Annotated in this window: 16 protein-coding genes; 10 read left to right on the plus strand and 6 right to left on the minus strand. The window is 31.1% G+C overall.

The window, feature by feature from the left end; all coding sequences use genetic code 11:
* Window positions 1-25: 25 nt before the first annotated feature.
* The 4 genes from OLM52_RS01990 (at window position 26) to OLM52_RS02005 (ending at window position 6397) form a co-directional block, all read left to right on the plus strand.
* Complete coding sequence (locus tag OLM52_RS01990) at window positions 26-955, plus strand: type IX secretion system membrane protein PorP/SprF (protein WP_264549479.1); 930 nt, start codon at window positions 26-28, stop codon at window positions 953-955.
* Window positions 956-966: 11 nt separating this feature from the next.
* Window positions 967-2922 carry an OmpA family protein gene (locus OLM52_RS01995; RefSeq protein ID WP_264549480.1) on the plus strand — a complete coding sequence of 652 codons (1956 nt, stop codon included), beginning with the start codon at window positions 967-969 and terminating at the stop codon, window positions 2920-2922.
* Window positions 2923-3135: 213 nt separating this feature from the next.
* Complete coding sequence (locus OLM52_RS02000) at window positions 3136-4923, plus strand: tetratricopeptide repeat protein (protein ID WP_264549481.1); 1788 nt, start codon at window positions 3136-3138, stop codon at window positions 4921-4923.
* 214 nt (window positions 4924-5137) lie between these two features.
* A complete protein-coding gene (locus tag OLM52_RS02005; RefSeq protein ID WP_264549482.1) occupies window positions 5138-6397 on the plus strand; it encodes an aminotransferase class I/II-fold pyridoxal phosphate-dependent enzyme in 1260 nt (419 codons plus the stop codon).
* Between the two features lie 47 nt (window positions 6398-6444).
* On the opposite strand, the gene OLM52_RS02010 is transcribed toward OLM52_RS02005, so the two are convergent.
* On the minus strand, window positions 6445-7563 hold the full coding sequence (locus OLM52_RS02010; protein WP_264549483.1) for a GTP cyclohydrolase: 1119 nt from the start codon (window positions 7561-7563) through the stop codon (window positions 6445-6447).
* Window position 7564: 1 nt separating this feature from the next.
* Complete coding sequence (locus OLM52_RS02015; RefSeq protein ID WP_264549484.1) at window positions 7565-8533, minus strand: transporter; 969 nt, start codon at window positions 8531-8533, stop codon at window positions 7565-7567.
* Window positions 8534-8640: 107 nt separating this feature from the next.
* Here OLM52_RS02015 and OLM52_RS02020 point away from each other — a divergent pair, with 107 nt between their 5' ends.
* The 4 genes from OLM52_RS02020 (at window position 8641) to OLM52_RS02035 (ending at window position 14367) form a co-directional block, all read left to right on the plus strand.
* Window positions 8641-8898 carry a DUF4834 family protein gene (locus OLM52_RS02020; protein WP_264549485.1) on the plus strand — a complete coding sequence of 86 codons (258 nt, stop codon included), beginning with the start codon at window positions 8641-8643 and terminating at the stop codon, window positions 8896-8898.
* Window positions 8899-8987: 89 nt separating this feature from the next.
* Complete coding sequence (locus OLM52_RS02025) at window positions 8988-11498, plus strand: YfhO family protein (protein ID WP_264549486.1); 2511 nt, start codon at window positions 8988-8990, stop codon at window positions 11496-11498.
* Between the two features lie 94 nt (window positions 11499-11592).
* Entirely contained in the window at window positions 11593-12888 is a 1296-nt protein-coding gene (locus OLM52_RS02030; RefSeq protein ID WP_264550510.1) for a glycosyltransferase family 4 protein, read from the plus strand.
* Between the two features lie 15 nt (window positions 12889-12903).
* Window positions 12904-14367 carry an oligosaccharide flippase family protein gene (locus OLM52_RS02035; protein ID WP_264549487.1) on the plus strand — a complete coding sequence of 488 codons (1464 nt, stop codon included), beginning with the start codon at window positions 12904-12906 and terminating at the stop codon, window positions 14365-14367.
* 58 nt (window positions 14368-14425) lie between these two features.
* Here OLM52_RS02035 and OLM52_RS02040 read toward each other — a convergent pair whose 3' ends face one another.
* From OLM52_RS02040 to OLM52_RS02050, 3 genes are all read right to left on the minus strand, one after another.
* Complete coding sequence (locus tag OLM52_RS02040) at window positions 14426-15109, minus strand: hypothetical protein (RefSeq protein ID WP_264549488.1); 684 nt, start codon at window positions 15107-15109, stop codon at window positions 14426-14428.
* 190 nt (window positions 15110-15299) lie between these two features.
* Window positions 15300-15629 carry a CCC motif membrane protein gene (locus OLM52_RS02045; protein WP_264549489.1) on the minus strand — a complete coding sequence of 110 codons (330 nt, stop codon included), beginning with the start codon at window positions 15627-15629 and terminating at the stop codon, window positions 15300-15302.
* 19 nt (window positions 15630-15648) lie between these two features.
* Complete coding sequence (locus OLM52_RS02050) at window positions 15649-15921, minus strand: DUF2752 domain-containing protein (protein WP_264549490.1); 273 nt, start codon at window positions 15919-15921, stop codon at window positions 15649-15651.
* Between the two features lie 107 nt (window positions 15922-16028).
* On the opposite strand from OLM52_RS02050, the gene OLM52_RS02055 reads away from it, so the two are divergent.
* Entirely contained in the window at window positions 16029-16214 is a 186-nt protein-coding gene (locus tag OLM52_RS02055) for a hypothetical protein (protein WP_264549491.1), read from the plus strand.
* On the plus strand, window positions 16198-16758 hold the full coding sequence (locus OLM52_RS02060) for a Smr/MutS family protein (protein ID WP_264549492.1): 561 nt from the start codon (window positions 16198-16200) through the stop codon (window positions 16756-16758). The genes OLM52_RS02055 and OLM52_RS02060 overlap by 17 nt, the downstream gene beginning before the upstream one ends.
* Window positions 16759-16816: 58 nt before the next feature.
* Here OLM52_RS02060 and OLM52_RS02065 read toward each other — a convergent pair whose 3' ends face one another.
* Entirely contained in the window at window positions 16817-17749 is a 933-nt protein-coding gene (locus OLM52_RS02065; protein WP_264549493.1) for a hypothetical protein, read from the minus strand.
* Between the last annotated feature and the right edge of the window lie 99 nt (window positions 17750-17848).

Raw genomic sequence — 17848 nt, forward strand, 5'->3', positions numbered from 1 at the left:
GAGCTATTATAAAAAGTGAAAAAAAATGAAAAAAAGATTTTTAATATTTATTGTAACACTTGTAGCGGCATCATCTTATGCACAACAAGATTCGCAATTCACAAATTATATGTACAACACTATTAATATCAACCCTGCTTATGCTGGTTCTCGTGGTGTTTTAAGTATTTTCGGATTGCATAGAAATCAATGGGTTGGATTAGATGGAGCGCCTGTAACAAATACGTTCTCTTTAAATACTCCAATCAATAATTCTAATTTCGGAATTGGTTTTTCTATTGTAAATGACAGAATTGGCCCTTCAGATGATAATTCAATTTCTGCTGATGTTTCTTATTCAGTTAAGACATCTGAAACATTTAAATTATCGTTTGGTATTAAAGCTACGGCTAACCTTTTAAATGTAGATTTTACAAAATTGAATATTTACAATCCAGGTGATGTTTTAGCACAATATAATGTAGACAATAAGTTTTCACCAAATGTTGGAGCCGGAGTTTACTTTCATTCCAACAAAACATATGTAGGCTTATCGGTTCCTAATTTCTTAGAAACAAGTCATTTTGACAAAGGTGAATCTGCTTTTACAGCCAATTCAGTTGCTTCAGAAAGAATGCATTTTTATTTAATTGGAGGCCATGTTTTTGATTTGTCTGAAAATGTAAAATTAAAACCAGCATTTCTAACTAAAATGGTTCAGGGTGCCCCTTTACAGGTTGATTTATCTGCTAATTTCTTATTCAACGATAAATTCACTCTTGGAGCTGCTTACCGTTGGGATGCTGCAGCAAGTTTATTAGCCGGATTTCAAGTTTCAGATTCTTGGTTTATTGGTTATGGATATGATATGGAAGTTACAAAATTAGCGAATTACAATTCGGGCTCACATGAATTTTTCTTGCGCTATGAATTGTTTAAAAATTATGACAAAGTAGTTTCTCCAAGATTCTTCTAAAAAAATACATTATGAAATTAAAAATAATTATATTATTATGTGTTTTGAGTTTATCCAATGGTTTTGCTCAAAAAGGTAAATTAGCTTCTGCTGATAAAAAATACGATGAACTAGCCTATATAGATGCTATTGAAATCTATAAAAAAGTTGCTGAGAAAGGACATAAATCGGTTGATTTATTTCAAAAATTAGGAAACTCATATTATTTTAACGCAAATTTGTTAGAAGCAAATAGATGGTATAGTGAATTATTCGCGCTAGGTCAAGAAGTTGAACCAGAATACTATTTTAGATATGCTCAAACATTGAAGTCTATTGGAGATTATACAAAAGCAAATGAATATTTAGCTAAATTTTCTCAAAAAACAGCTTCAGATAATCGTGCAAAAATCTTTGAAGAAAATAAAGATTATTTGTCAGAAATCAAGAAAAATTCAGGAAGACAAAAAATCGAAGATGCAGGAATCAATACAGAATATTCTGACTTCGGAGGCTCTTTTTACAAAGAAAACTTTGTATTCACTTCAGCAAGAGATACTGGCGGGGTTTCAAACACCAAACACAAATGGACTAATGCTTCTTTCTATAATTTATACAGTGCTACTGTTAGTTCTGAGGGTTATTTAGTAGATGCAGCACCATTATCTAAAAAAGTAAATTCTAAGTTTAATGAGTCTTCTGCAGTGTTTACAAAAGATGGCAATACGATGTATTTTACCCGTAATAATTACACCAACGGGAAACAAAAAACAGATGCTTCAAAAATGACTTTGTTAAAATTATACAAAGCAACAAAAGATGACGAAGGCAAATGGGCAAATGTTGAAGAATTACCGTTTAATAGTAATGATTACAGTTGTGCACATCCAGCATTGAGTCCAGATGATAAAATATTATATTTTGCATCAAATATGCCCGGTACTGTTGGTCAATCCGATATTTTTAAAGTTGCAATTAATGCTGATGGTTCTTTTGGAACACCAGAAAGCTTAGGTGGTGGAATTAATACCGAAGCACGTGAAACATTCCCATTTGTAACTGATGAAAACGAAATTTTCTTTGCTTCTGACGGACAATTAGGTTTAGGTGGTTTAGACGTTTTTTCTGTAAAAGTTTACGAAGACGGAACCATTTCAAAAGTATTCAACGTTGGTTCACCAGTAAATAGTTCGCAAGATGATTTTGCTTATTTGATCGATTCAAAAACTAAATTCGGGTTTTTCTCATCAAACAGAGAAGGCGGAAAAGGAAACGATGATATTTACAAATTCGTAGAGCAAATTCCGTTACCATACACTTGTAAACAAGTCGTTTCGGGAGTAATTACAGATGAGGAAACAAAGGAAGTTTTAGCCAATGCTAAAGTAACTTTATTTGATGAAGACATGAATGTAATTAGTGATATGATTGCTAATGAAAAAGGAGAATACAAATTTGAAGAATTAGAATGCGAAAAAACATATTTTGTAAGAGCCGAAAGCAAAGATTACGAAACAGTTGAAACTTCAGTAGTAACAGGAAGTACCCCTGGAGAAACTACTGCAAAATTACCTATCACTAAACGAGTAAAACAAGTTGGTATTGGTTCAGACTTAGCAAAAGCATTTGATATCAAAATTATTTATTTCGATTTAGATAAATCAAACATTAGACCTGATGCAGCATTACAATTAGAAAAAATTCTTCAAGTAATGAAACAATATCCTACTATGAAAGTAGATGTTCGTTCACACACCGATTGTCGTCAAACCGCAAAATACAATCAAGCGTTATCAGATAGAAGAGCTAAATCAACCATTGCTTGGTTAGTTAAAAATGGAATTACCGCCGATAGATTATCAGGTAAAGGTTATGGTGAATCGCAATTAGTAAATGATTGTGGTTGCGAGCCTGCTAACGAGTCGAAATGTTCTGAAGATGAACATCAAGCGAATAGAAGAAGTGAATTTATTATTACAGCAATGTAATAGGTAAAAAAAGAGTTAACATTTGTTAGCTCTTTTTTTTTATTGAAATGTATTGATGCGTTTTATTTTTGAGCTGTTTGAAAATATATTTTTATTTAAGATCTATTACATGATTAATAAGTTGTGTTTTAAAACTAATTTTTTATTTATACATTTGATAAAGAACATCCTTCTTTAATTGATACATTGTAGATTTTGATACAGATAAATAAAATGAAACTAATAGCACAAATATTTCTTTTTAGTATAACACTTTCAAGTTTTTCTCAAAATTCATTTCCCACTTATAATGAAGTTGTTGGTTATTTGTATACGAATTATAAAGTAGATGCAATTGATGAAATAAAAATAATTCTTTTAGAAAAAAGAGAAATAGGTTGGAAGCTTACAACAATTGATTTTCAGTCAAAAGATACAATTAGTGAAGTTTTGTGGGATAGTAGTAAAAAGCAATACAATACTATTAGTTTTCCTCCTAATCCAAGCAAAATTGTTGATGAAGATGTTGTTGAAAATTTTATAGCCAGAACAACGTCTTCAAGATTCAATAATTTGAAATATTATGGATATGTAGGATGGGATGTAGATATAATAAATTCCTATGAAAATAAAAAACAATTGACAGATGTAGAGTTGTATTCTCTTGGATATGCATACTCACATCATGCAAGTGGTTTTTTAAATGATAATTTTGAGTTCTCAGATTCTAAAATTAATATGAATTTGCCAATATCCAAAAATGCAATGACAAATGCGCAATTGCAGACTTATTTGTTATTCCAAAATAAAGCTATAAATAGTTACAAGGAATTGTATAAAAGAAACCCAAAATTTGAAACTATTCCAGGCGAAATTGGAATAAAATATCATAATGAAATCGCAAGTTGTTTTCTGAATCTTCGTATTTATCAAAATGAACAAATTGCGATGAAACAAATTCAAGGCATAGATTTATATACTGAAAATTATAAAATGTATGCCAAAGATATGTTGGATTCATGTGAAAAAAATGCCATATTATTTACGGTTGGTGACAATGATACGTTTCCTTTGTTAATGTATCAAGTGCAAAATAATTATCGTAAAGATGTCTTAATTGTAAATACAAGCTTATTGCAAGATAGTCGATATATAATTATGATGAAAGATCGTGTTTTAGATTCTGAGGGAATTAAATTATCAATACACGATGAATTTATAAAAGATAAATTAAGTGAATTTTTGCTTTTCAACATTAGTACAGATGATTTTATTTCTATAGAAGACTTAGATGAAATTGTATCAAATGAATCAAATAGTATTGAAGGTTATTCGGTTTTATATAAAACTATTTCTTCAAACAATTTCAAATTTAACAACAATACTTCTGTATTAAATTGGAGTATAGATGGGCAGGCAATCTATAGAAATCATTTAATGTTATTAGATATAATCGCAACAAATAAATGGAAAAGACCTATATATTTTACTATAAATAACACTTATGATAATTACATAGGATTGTCAAATTTTTTGCAATTTGAAGGGTTGGTTTATAAATTAGTTTCTAATGAAGGAAAAATGTCTGATGATCAAATAGGTTTTGTTAATCCATCTAAGTTAGAAGAAAATATGTCAAAGATGTATAATTTTAAAAACAAGATGAATTTACCAATAGAAGAACGTCAACTAATAATGGATTTTAGACTGATTTATAATCGATTAGCAAATTATTATATTGCACAAGATGATTTTAAAAAAGCAGAGTCAATCCTAGACGAATGTCTTACCATTTATCCAAATGAGATGGCATATTTTAGTTTTGATGCTGCTTCAATAATAGAAAGTTACTATAAAATAAACTCATTTGAAAAAGGCAAAACTCTACAAAATCAATTATTTGAAAATTTTAAAAAGGGTTTTGATAATTATAGTTTTTTGAATGATGAAGAACGAAAAGTAAAATATGATAATGCTAAAAAATATTTACTTTCATTAAATGAGCAGTATGGAATAGATTAATCTATTTAAAGTGGCTATAAAGTATAAAAGCCGATCTGGAGCGATCGACTTTTACGGTGAACGTGTAACCACATTTCTGTGTCGTTCGGTGCAAATGTAAGACCAATAATTCGATTATGAACTATTTTTAAGTAATTTTTTTTCTAATCAAAATAAATTATAATAAAAGTATTTTTCTTTTTACTTTTGTCGAGTTTTAAACACCTATTATATTATGGTAAAAGATTTATTCGAAAGAATTCAAAACAATAAAGGTCCATTAGGAAAATGGGCTTCACAAGCAGAAGGATATTTTGTGTTCCCTAAATTAGAAGGAGAATTAGGTCCAAGAATGCAATTTCAAGGAAAAAATATTTTAAACTGGAGTTTGAATGATTATTTAGGATTAGCAAATCATCCAGAAGTACGTAAAGCAGATACCGAAGCAGCAATGCAATATGGAGCAGCTTACCCAATGGGAGCTCGTATGATGAGTGGTCACACAAAATATCACGAACAATTAGAACAAGAATTGGCAGCTTTCGTAATGAAAGAGTCAGCTTATTTGTTAAACTTTGGTTATCAAGGAATTATGTCAACTATTGACGCTTTGGTAACAAGAAATGACGTGATTGTTTATGATGTAGATGCTCACGCTTGTATTATTGACGGTGTACGTTTACATAGTGGAAAACGTTTCACATATAAGCACAACGACATCGAGAGCATGGAGAAAAACTTGCAACGTGCTACAAAATTAGCAACTGAAACAGGTGGAGGAATATTATTCATTACCGAAGGAGTTTTCGGTATGCGTGGTCAACAAGGAAAACTGAAAGAAGTTGTTGAGATGAAAAAGAAATACAATTTCCGTCTTCTAGTTGATGATGCACATGGTTTTGGTACATTAGGAAAAACTGGTGCTGGAGCAGGAGAAGAGCAAGGTTGTCAAGACGGAATTGATGTTTATTTTTCAACTTTTGCAAAATCAATGGCAAATATTGGAGCTTTCGTTGCTGCAGATAAAGATATTATCGACTATTTAAAATACAACTTACGTTCGCAAATGTTTGCCAAAGCATTGCCTATGATTCAAACTATTGGTTCATTAAAACGTTTAGAGTTATTGCGTAATTCATCTGAAATTAAAGATAAATTATGGGAAAATGTAAACGCATTACAAAGCGGATTAAAAGAAAAAGGATTTAATATTGGCGATACAAATACATGTATTACACCAGTTTATTTAGAAGGTTCTATTCCTGAGGCAATGATAATGGTGAACGATTTACGTGAAAACTATGGAATTTTCCTTTCAATTGTAGTATATCCAGTAATTCCAAAAGGTATTATCTTATTAAGAATGATTCCTACGGCATCACACACAATTGAAGATATTAATGAAACCTTAACTGCTTTTGAAGCTATCCGTGAAAAATTAGTAAGCGGAACATATGCTAAAATTGCTGAAGCAAGTGTTCAAAATGTAGAATAAAACATTTTTAAAGAATAAAAAAAGGGATTCAATTTGAATCCCTTTTTTTATAATTCTTTTCGATACGTTCTTCTTCTTTTCGTAATTTTTGAATTAAAATTCTTCCACAAATTATGAATCGCATGATTTTCTTCTAATTCGGGAGTCCTAATGCAAGTTTCAATTCCTTTTGCTTGACATACTTTGTAATATTCGTCAAAAACTATTGCTGTTACTCCTTTACTTTGGTATTCTGGTGTAACACCAATTAAATAAAACACCACTTCTTTTGAGTGTTTACGTGCTTGTAATAAATGATAAAATCCAAAAGGGAATAGTTTGCCATTCGCTTTTTTGAGAGCTTGAGCAAAACCAGGCATTACAATCGCAAAAGCAATCATATTATCATCTTTATCCAATATGAATTTGATGAATTCAGGATTGATAAAACCAATGTATTTCTTTTTAAAATACTCTTTTTGAACATCGTTTATTGGAACAAAAGATTGCAATTTTGAATAGGTTTCATTGAACAAATCAAACATTTTATCCACATATGGCATAATGTCTTTTGTTTTCGTGAAGTTTAAACTGCGCAATTCATAACGTTTTTTTATTAATGCGCTTGCCTTTTGAAACGGTTCTGGGTTAATATTACTAAATGAAAAATTACTTTCTAAATATTCTTTTTCCTTGGTTAGTCCAAGTTGTTCAAAATGTGTGATGTAATAAGGTAAGCTGTACCAAGTAATCATGTTTCCCACTTGATCAAAACCTTCACTTAAAACACCAACTTTATCTAAATTAGAAAAACCAATTGGACCTTCCATATGATCCATATGATGTTTTTTACCTAATTCTTCCACTTTATTTAACAACGCTTTAGTTACTTCAATGTCATCAATTACATCAAACCATCCAAAACGAACTTTTCTTTTTTCCAATAATTTTACTTCTTCCCAATTAATAATTGCAGCCACTTTTCCTACAATTTTATTGTTTTTGTAGGCCAAATAAAAATGTGCTTCTGCTGTTTGTAGCGCTGGATTTTTAGTTTTATCAAAAGTTTCTAACTCCTCTGCAATTATCGGCGGAATCCAATAAGGATTATTTTTGTACAACTCGAAAGAAAACATAACGTAATCTTTCATTTCTTTCTTTGTAAGCGCTTCTTTAATTGTTATCATCTTATTCTTCTACTGCGTCTTTGCGTTTTTTAGCTTCTTTTTCACCTTTTTTCTTCATTTTTTTATCCATTTTACTACCATTGTCTTTTTCAATTTTGATTTCTTTGTAGTTTTTGGTAAATCGCCATGAAAACCCAATTCCTCCTGTAAATAGACTAGGTGTGTTCTTAATGTTTTTTCCAATAGAAGCATCAATTTGCATATCTTTATTGAACAAATATGCAGCTCCCATTCTAAATAACCCATCAGAATAATAATCACCCATATATCCTTGATTTTCAACAAAACCAGACCATTTTGAATTAAATCCTCGGGTTAAAGTTAAAATATAATCTATACTCGAAAAGTCAGATCCAATCTTGTTATACGCAACGTTTGTTACTAAAACCCAACGAGTTCCAAAGTGATTTTGAGCAATCAGCATTACTTTTGGACTTATTTTTGGTTCTTCTATATCTACTGGGGCAAAATTAAATGGATTTTCAGAAAAATTCAAATTTACACCACCATATACGGCTACAGCTGGAATTAATTGTCTCCATTTAAATCGATGATTGGCTTTCCAACTGTATATATTTGGTTTTTCTTCATAATTTTTAAAAGGATCATACACTAAATATTTTGCACCAAAAAGCGTTTTTTTCAAAGCGCTTCTGTTTTTATCAATTAAATCTGATGTATAACTGTCATTTTGATACTGAAATTCTGCGATAAGTTCTAATTGCTCAAAAAATAATCCCCATCGAATATCAAATTCTGCCATAAATCCATTGGCTTTGTAATCTAATGTATTATGATCTTCGCTTACATAATGCAACCCGCTTTCGGTTTGAAAAACAGATTTCCCAACAGAAAATGCCATCATTGATCGACCTGGACGATTGGAATTAATATCATCTGTAAATTGTGCAAATGAAATTTGACAAGTACTGATTAAAATCAATACAAAAAAGGGCACTAGTGATTTCATAGAAAATGATTTATGTCCAAAAATAGTTATTTTATCATAATTTTAAGAAACAAATTTGAAGTTTTACCAACCAATATCTGTATTTTTGAATTTTAAAATTGTTTCAAATGGAATTGGCTTCTTTCCCAGGTTTTTTAAGAACCTTATTAATTATAATTTTATGTTATTATTTGTTCAAGTTTTTGATGCGAATTTTTGCACCTATCTTAATGCAGAAAGCCGTAAGTAAGATGCAACAAAAAATGCAAGAACAATACAGACAACAACAAGAACAACAACAAGATAGAACTTCACAGTCGCGTCAAAGTATGCCTAAAGAGAAAAATAAAGTTGGAGAATACATAGATTATGAAGAAATCAAGTAATTAGTATTTCAAACATTACCCAAAAGGATATTTTAACAATATCCTTTTTTTAGTTACTTTAGCACCTTATATTTATTAGAACACTACATATGAAAAACGTTAAAGCATTATATCCTCATTTATTAGTTTTAATTGGATTTATTCTGGTTTCGCTTATTTATTTTTATCCTGTTTTGCAAGGAAATAAAATTTTCCAATCCGATATTGTTCAATATACAGGAATGGCAAAAGAGCAAAATGATTTCAGAAAAGAAACGGGTGAAGAGCCTTTTTGGACTAATAGTGCTTTTGGAGGTATGCCAACGTATCAATTGGGCGCAAAATATCCAAACGATGTGATAGGAATGCTTGACGATGCTTTGCGATTTCTTCCACGTCCAGCGGATTACTTATTCCTTTATTTCTTTGGTTTTTATGTCTTATTAATGGTGTTAAAAGTAGATCCATTGAAAGCTTTTTTCGGTGCCTTAGCTTTTGGATTGTCAACTTATTTGATCATCATTTTAGGAGTTGGACACAATGCTAAAGCGCACGCCATTGCTTACATGCCAATGGTTGTTGCGGGAGTTTTATTAGTTTTCCAACGAAAATATATCGTTGGAGGTTTGCTTACAATGGTTGCTGCTGCATTAGAAATCAATGCAAATCACTTCCAAATGACCTATTACTTGTTACTATTGTTGGCAATAATTGCCGTTTATTATATTGTAATTGCAGTTAAAAATAAAGAATTCAAAGATTTAGGAAAAATATTTGGCGTTTTTGCCATTGCTGGGATTTTAGCCATTGGTGCAAATGCCACAAATTTAATGGCAACTTCCGAATATGCAAATCATAGTATTCGTGGTAAAAGTGAATTAACTTTTAATTCTGATGGCTCAAAAAATACTGAGAATTCATCGATGAAGTATGAATACATTACCGAATATAGTTATGGCGTTTCTGAAAGTTTTAATTTAATCGCGCCACGACTTTTTGGTGGTGGAAACGGAGAAGAACTGGATGAAAAATCAGCGTTATATGAATTTATGTTAAGCTATGGCGCTTCGCCTATGGAAGCGTTACAAACTATTCAATATTACGGAAAAACGTATTGGGGCGAACAACCAATTGTAGAAGCGCCAGCCTATATTGGTGCAATTGTGTTTTTCTTAGCTGTTTTAGCATTGTTTCACGACAAACGAAAAGTAAAATATTTATTCTTAGCAGGAGCCATACTTTCTTTACTACTTTCTTGGGGAAAAAACTTCGACGTATTAACTCGATTTTTTATTGATTTTGTGCCTTTGTACGATAAATTCCGTGCGGTTTCATCTATTCAAGTAGTCTTAGAATTATGTTTTCCAGTGTTAGCAATTATGGGACTTCAATCGTTTTTTACTACTGAAAAAGAAATGCAATGGACGAGTTTGTGGAAAGCAGCAGCAACGAGTTTGGGATTAGTGGTTGTATTGTTTTTGGCAAAAGGATTATTTAGTTTTTCAGCACCAGTTGATCAACAATTGATGCAAATGTTTAGCGAGAGTCAGGATAAATCATTTGGAATCAGTTTTATAAACGCTTTAAAAGAAGATAGAATGAATTTCTATACTAGCGATTTAATGCGTTCGGGTTTATTAATGTTGGCAGTAGCAATTGTTTTGTGGTTGTATATTCAAAACAAATTAGCACAAACTACAGCGGTTATTTTGGTTGGATTTTTCATGGTTTCCGATTTATTTATGGTCGATAAACGCTATGTAAACAACAATCCAAACCAATTTAAAAGTGCTCGCGAAGTGGATATGCCTTTTGAGGCAACCGATGTGGATAAACACATTTTAAAAGACACTTCAAATTACAGAGTATACGAAATTCAAGGAAGATTGCAAGGAAGAACCTCTTATTTCCATAAAGCAGTTGGGGGTTATAGCGCAGTTCGACCAAGAAGAGTGGATCAATTATTTGAATATAATGTAGAAAAAAACATCAATACATTAGGGAATTCGATAGATTTTCAAACGTTAAGTTTTACAAAAAGCAATCCGGTTTTAGATATGCTAAATGTAAAATACGTGATTGTGCCAACAGGTGAAGGAGATGTTCCTGTTACCAATCCGTTTGCCAATGGTAATTCGTGGTTTGTTGAAAAGGTTAAACTTGTAAAATCAGCTGATGAAGAAATAAAGGCTTTAGACAAATTAGATACGAAGAGAGAAGCAGTAATTGATGAAAATTTTAAATTAGCAATAGGTTTGAAAAATTTACCAATTAAGAATATGGATTTTAAAAAGGATTCAACGGCAACAATTCAATTAAAATCGTATCAACCAAATCATTTAAAATATATTTCAAAGAATTCAAACGAAGGTTTTGCAGTATTTTCTGAAAATTATTACAAAAATGGTTGGAAAGCAACAATTGATGGAAAAGAAACGCCAATTTTTAGAACGAATTATGTTTTACGAGGTATAAAAGTTCCAGCAGGAAAACATACTATCGAATTCAAGTTTGAGCCTCAAGTAGTAAAAACAGGAAGTACAATCGCATTAATCAGTTCAATTGGAATGCTTTTATTAATAGGAGCTGGAGTTTATTTTGAGAGAAAGAAAAAAGTATAGAATCTTTTCATGCTGAATTCATTTCAGCATCTCCAAGCAAATTTAGAAGCTGAAACGAGTTCAGCTTGACAAAATATCATTTTAGAACTTGACATTGCAACCAACCAAAAAAATACTCATCATATCATATTACTGGCCACCAGCAGGAGGTCCAGGTGTACAACGTTGGTTGAAATTTGTCAAATATTTACCTGATTTTAATATTGAACCGCATGTTTATATTCCTAAAAACCCAACGTATCCTTTAATTGACGAAAAACTATTAAGTGAAGTTTCAGATAAAGCAACAATTATAAGACAACCGATTTTTGAACCTTACGGATTGGCTTCAATTTTTTCAAAGAATAAAACCAAAAAAATCAGTTCTGGAATTATTCCGAATCAAAAAAAGCAATCGTTTGTAGAAAAAGCAATGCTTTGGATTCGTGGCAACGTTTTTATTCCTGATGCACGCGTTTTTTGGGTGAAACCTTCGGTTAAGTTTTTGAAAGAATACCTCCAAGAACACCAAATCGATACGATAATTACGACTGGTCCACCGCACAGTTTACATTTGATTGGTTTACAGTTAAAAAAAGAACTAAATATCACTTGGTTGGCCGATTTTCGTGATCCTTGGACTACAATTGGATATCACAAACAATTAAAATTAAGTTCGTGGTCAGCCAAGAAACATAAAGATTTGGAGAAAGAAGTCATGACGACTTGTGATCAACTTTTAGTAACTTCACCAACCACAAAAACCGAATTTGAATCCATTACTTCAAAGCCAATTGAAGTGATTACGAATGGTTATGACACGGAGAAAGTGAATAAAAAAACATTGGATGAAAAATTCACTTTGGCACACATTGGTTCGTTTTTATCAGCCAGAAATCCAAGAATTTTATGGAAAGCACTGAAAGAACTAATCAAAGAAAATCCAGAATTCAAAAAACATTTCCAATTAAAATTAATAGGAGCGGTGAGTGCCGAAGTACTTCAGGCAATACAAGAGTTTAAGTTGCATAAATATGTAAATCATTTAGGTTATCTACCACACAATGAAGCGATTATAGAACAACGAAGTTCGCAAGTTTTGTTACTTATCGAAATTGATTCAGAAGAAACGAAATGCATTATTCCAGGGAAATTATTCGAATATATGGTTTCGGAGCGACCAATTATCGCTATCGGACCTGAAAATGCTGATTTTGCTCAAATCATAAAAGAAACCAATACGGGAACTTTCTTCAAATATGACGAATTAGAAGCGTTAAAAACACAAATTCTAATCTGTTTTGAACAATTTCAACAAAATAATTTAAAAGTATATCCTGTTGGTTTACAACAATACAGCAGAAAATCGTTAACTGAAAAGTTAGCCAAACTTCTGAATTCTAAATTCTAATTTCATCCTTCAAACATGGGAATTGTCATCAAACAATCGATTAAAAACACCATCATTACCTATATTGGTTTTGGAATTGGTGCGATTAATACCTTGTTTATGTATGGACAATTCTTGGGTGATACCTTTTATGGTTTGGTCGGATTTATTTTATCGGCGGCCAATATTATGATGCCTTTGATGGCGTTTGGCGTGCACAATACGTTGGTGAAATTCTACAATGAATATGAAACGGAAGAGAAAAAATCGCAATTTCTAACGTTTGTTTTGGTTTTACCTTTGTTGATAATTCTTCCTGTAAGTTTGATTGGTTATTTCGGATATCATGAAATTGCCGAATTATTGTCCCAAAAAAATCCAATTGTATACAATTATGTATGGCAAATTCCAGTAATAGGACTTTGTATGGGCTATTTTGAAATTTTTTATGCCTGGGTAAAAGTACATTTGCAATCGGTTTATGGCAGTTTTGTGAAAGAAGTTTTACTTCGAATTCTAATTTCGATTTTCTTATTTGCAGTTTATTTTGATGTGATTTCGCCTCAACAATTCGTTTTTGCGTTGATGGGGATTTACTTTTTATCGCTCTTAGCTATGTTTTTATATGCGATGAAAGTCAAAACGCCACGATTCCATTTGGTTTTTCCTGACAATGCGAAAGCGGTTTTAACGTATTGTTTCTTCATTATTTTATCGGGAAGTGTGGCAACTTTACTACTTGATGTGGATAAATTTATGCTAAACTTTTATATCAATATCGATAATATTGCTTTTTATTCGGTTGCTATTTTTATTGCGACTGTGATTGCGGTTCCAAGTCGTGCCATGCATCAAATTACCTATCCAATTACGGCTAAATTAATGAGCGATAACAAACACGACGAGCTGAATGAGTTGTACAAAAAATCTTCGATTACGTTACAAGTTATTGGGGGTTTAATTTTAGTTGGTATTCTGGTTAATATCAATGAATTATATAGTGTTTTACCAGCTGGATATAGTGAAGGAATTGCTGTGGTTTTTTTGATTGGAATTTCAAAATATTTTGATTTGGTTTTAGGAAATAATAATGCGATAATTTTTAACTCAAAATATTATCAAGCGGTATTATTTTTAGGCTTGTTTCTTGTTTTTCTGACGGTTTCTCTAAATATGATATTCATTCCGCTCTATGGCTTGAATGGCGCTGCAATAGCGACGTTAATTTCAATTACGTTATATAGTTTAGCAAAGCTTCTATTTGTGGTGCTTAAAATGAAGTTATTTCCGTTTACAAAAAATACTGTTGTTGCTTTGATAATCACAATTTTAAGTTTTGTGGTGTTTTATTATTGGGATTTCAATTTTCATCCTTTTGTAAATATTCTACTAAAATCCGTTTTAGTGACCCTGTTTTATGTTGGATTGAGTTATTATTTAAAGATTTCTTCGGATATTAATTTTGTGATTGCTTCTGTTTTTAAGAAATTTTTGAAATAAAAAATCCTGCTTCATCTTCCCAGAATCCACAGGATTTAAAAACAAACTAACCAACCAATTATTTATCTTTTTTTGTTTCTAAAGTTTCTCTTTTGATTTCTTTTACGTCTTCATCAGACATTTTAGCTTTAGAACCATCTTTTTTGTAATAGTAATACTCATCATCATTGTCGTTATCTCCATAATCATTGTCATGATCATAACCACCGTTTCCATCTGAGTAATAAGCCCCTTTTGGGTTGTAGAAGTAGCCACTATTAGCATGATTGATAAAACCATATACATCTACAATTCGACCTCTTCTGTCATAAACAATTCGCATATTGCCCACTTTAGTTACAGCAAAACTGTTATAACTCATATAAATTGTCCCTATACGCTTTACTCTACCATATGCATCGTAGTTGATGTATACATTTCCTATGCGTCTTACTCTGCCATAGTTGTCGTGTTCTACTCTAACACCTCTTTCTGAAGTTCCATAGTAAACGCCTCTTGGAGCGCCACTTGTTCCATTGACTCTTGGTCTAACCGCTGGTCTTGTGTTGAAGTCGAATTCTCCATTTGGAAACAACATAAATTCAATACCGCGTTCTTTAAAAATGATAGGTTCAGCATCTCGATAATCGATGTAATAACCTCTTCTATCTGTGTTGTCAGAAAAAACAGGATTTTCTGACGCTAAAGCCATGTTCCCTACCAGAAGGATACTGGCTACTACTAAAAGTGTAATTTTTTTCATGATACAACAATTTAAAAGTTCGGCAACTTCATTTCAAAACTCGTTTCTAAAACTTGTTGCTTGAATAGGTATTTTCAATTGCTGTGCCAAACTCAAAAAAAGTGCTGTGAATGATTTGTTAATGAGTTGTTATTAAATAAAAAATGCTCAGTAAATTACTGAGCATTAGTTTTTTAAATCGCGATTTTTGTTATCGTCCTTTTTGCATTTCTTCTAACATTTCCATGTATTGTTCTTGAAATTCTACATCTTTTCCTGTTGCTTTCAAATAAATAAATATAAGTACAAAGATAGCACTGATTGCAAAACTTACTATGTTTACAATTTTCCATGTTTTCATATTTCCAGGTAAAAAATCGTCAGGATTTGTTATCAATAGTTTCTCAGACTTGTTAGCTAAATAAATTCCGATTCCAGAAAGAAATAATCCTAAAAATCCATTTGTACAGCAACAACCTATGTATGAGATTAATCCTAAAATCATTACAGCTTGTTCGCTAGGTAGTTTTTGTTTGTTCATAATTGTTTTAATTAATTGGTTAAAGCATTTTTATTAGATAAGATATAATCATTATTAAACCATTAATAACTGCTAATGTTGCAATCCATTTTGAATAATTTCTTTTGCGATCTATAAAATGTAACAATAGAATCGCAAAAAAAAAGACTAATGTGTAAATTGCAGGGAAGATTTTGAAGGCTTCATAAAATTCACCTTCCAGTAAAAAAGCAATTGCTCTTTGTGTACCACAACCTGGACATTCGATTCCAAAAAGTTGTTTATTCATACATGGCAACATACGTTCTTCCATAAACTTTTTGTGGTTAAATTTGATTTACAAGTTTACAAAAAAAAGTTAAGAAACAAATACTAAAGTTAAAAAGACTACTTTTGGAAACTCTAAATAAAGATAAAATCATGAAACAATTTTTATATATTTTATTGTTTGCTTCGGTCGGAATTTTAGCTATGATTGAGCAGTCAAAACCAGCTCCAAATCGATTTATTATGATAGGAGCAATGGCAGTTTTTATGTTCGGATTATTTCGATTAATGAAGAAAATACCATCTAAAAACGAAGAAGAAAATGACACAGAAATTTGAAATAGGAGACAAGGTTGAAGTTTTAGACGAAGCCATTTCGGGCATCGTAGTTGCGGTTAAAAATAACGAAATTTCTATTGAAACTACCGATAAATTTACGATGACATTTTTTGTCAACGAATTAGTTAAGATAAACAATTCCAGTACTTTAAGCGGTTTTTTTTCAACTCAAAGTTTAAGTTCGGTTTTAAAAGATAAAGAAGCTCCAAAAAAGCGCAGTTTTGTTAAAGAAAAGAAATCTCGCAAGGAGGATTTTGTATTAGAAGTTGATTTGCATATTGAAAAATTAGTTTCTTCAAAACGTGGCATGAGCAATTACGATATTTTAACTTTACAAATAGAAACAGCAAAAAGACAACTCGATTTTGCTATCAAAAATCGAATGCCAAAAGTGGTGTTTATTCATGGTGTTGGTGAAGGTGTTTTGAAAGCCGATTTAGATTTTTTATTGGGTCGTTATGACAACATTTCGTTCCAAGATGCAAACTATCAAAAGTATGGTTTGGGAGCAACTGAAGTATACATTAAGCAAAATGTGAAATAACAAAAAAACGTCATTTAATTCTTTAAATGACGTTTTTTTATTTGTTGTATAACAATTATTAATTTGTCAGATATTCTCCAAAATCAAAACTGTCATGTGTAAATGATAAGTTTCCTTTTCTGTAAATTATATTCGTAAAAGTAATTTCATAAAGCAATGCGGGTAAATTATTTGATCCCGTTACAGCTGTTGTTACAATTTCAATTGTTCCTTCAGTAGCTATCCATTCCTCTTCAATAATGAATGGACTATTAGGTGATGTTGGAGAACAAATTTCGGCATTTGTTAATGTTGCACCACTAAACATTTTATAGGTTACTGTATTGTTATTATCTAGGCTAATTGATGATGTGCCCGGCGTGGTAGGTAATAAATAATCGGGAAAATCAAAAGTTATCAGTTGAGTGTTATTGTTTTTATAAAGATTATTGGCATTACACTGTGTCCCATTGTTTGCAGAAAAATTAAATGATAATGTATTGACTTGTGAAGTGTAATTGCCAAATAAAAATTCTTCGTAATTAATTATTTTATCACCATTTGAAAACTGAACATTAATCAATTTAATTTGATGTGTATAAGTAATACTTGTTGCTTTAGTGGTTTCGTTAACAGAAGGTATGGCAGTTGTTATAATTTGAATTTGCCCACCTGCTTGAGCTTTATATTCTTCAACTGTGCTTGGTGTTGCAGGAGGAATTGTTGAGCAAATAGTTGTGCTACTCACACTTCCATCATACAATCTGTAAACCAATTGTTCACTTGAGGTTAAAGTATACATTCTAGGTGTTCCAACTGTTGTAGCTTCATTTATAAAATTTGAAGCTGGAATATCCAAAATAATAATTTCTTTATCATTTACAACATATAGCAAATCATTACATTCCTGAACGGTTTCGTTATTAAAATTAAATGTTTCCAACGTTAAGTCTCCATCGTCACAAGATTGAAAGATGAATACCGAAGCTAATAAAACGATGATTTTTTTCATGTATTAATTGGTTTTGTGGTAACAAAAATAAAGGTTTTAATTTATTTTAATGCTAAAGTTTGTTAATTTAAAACCGAATTGAATTTAAGACTTCCAAAA

The organism is Flavobacterium sp. N2820 (assembly GCF_025947285.1).
GTDB lineage: Bacteria > Bacteroidota > Bacteroidia > Flavobacteriales > Flavobacteriaceae > Flavobacterium.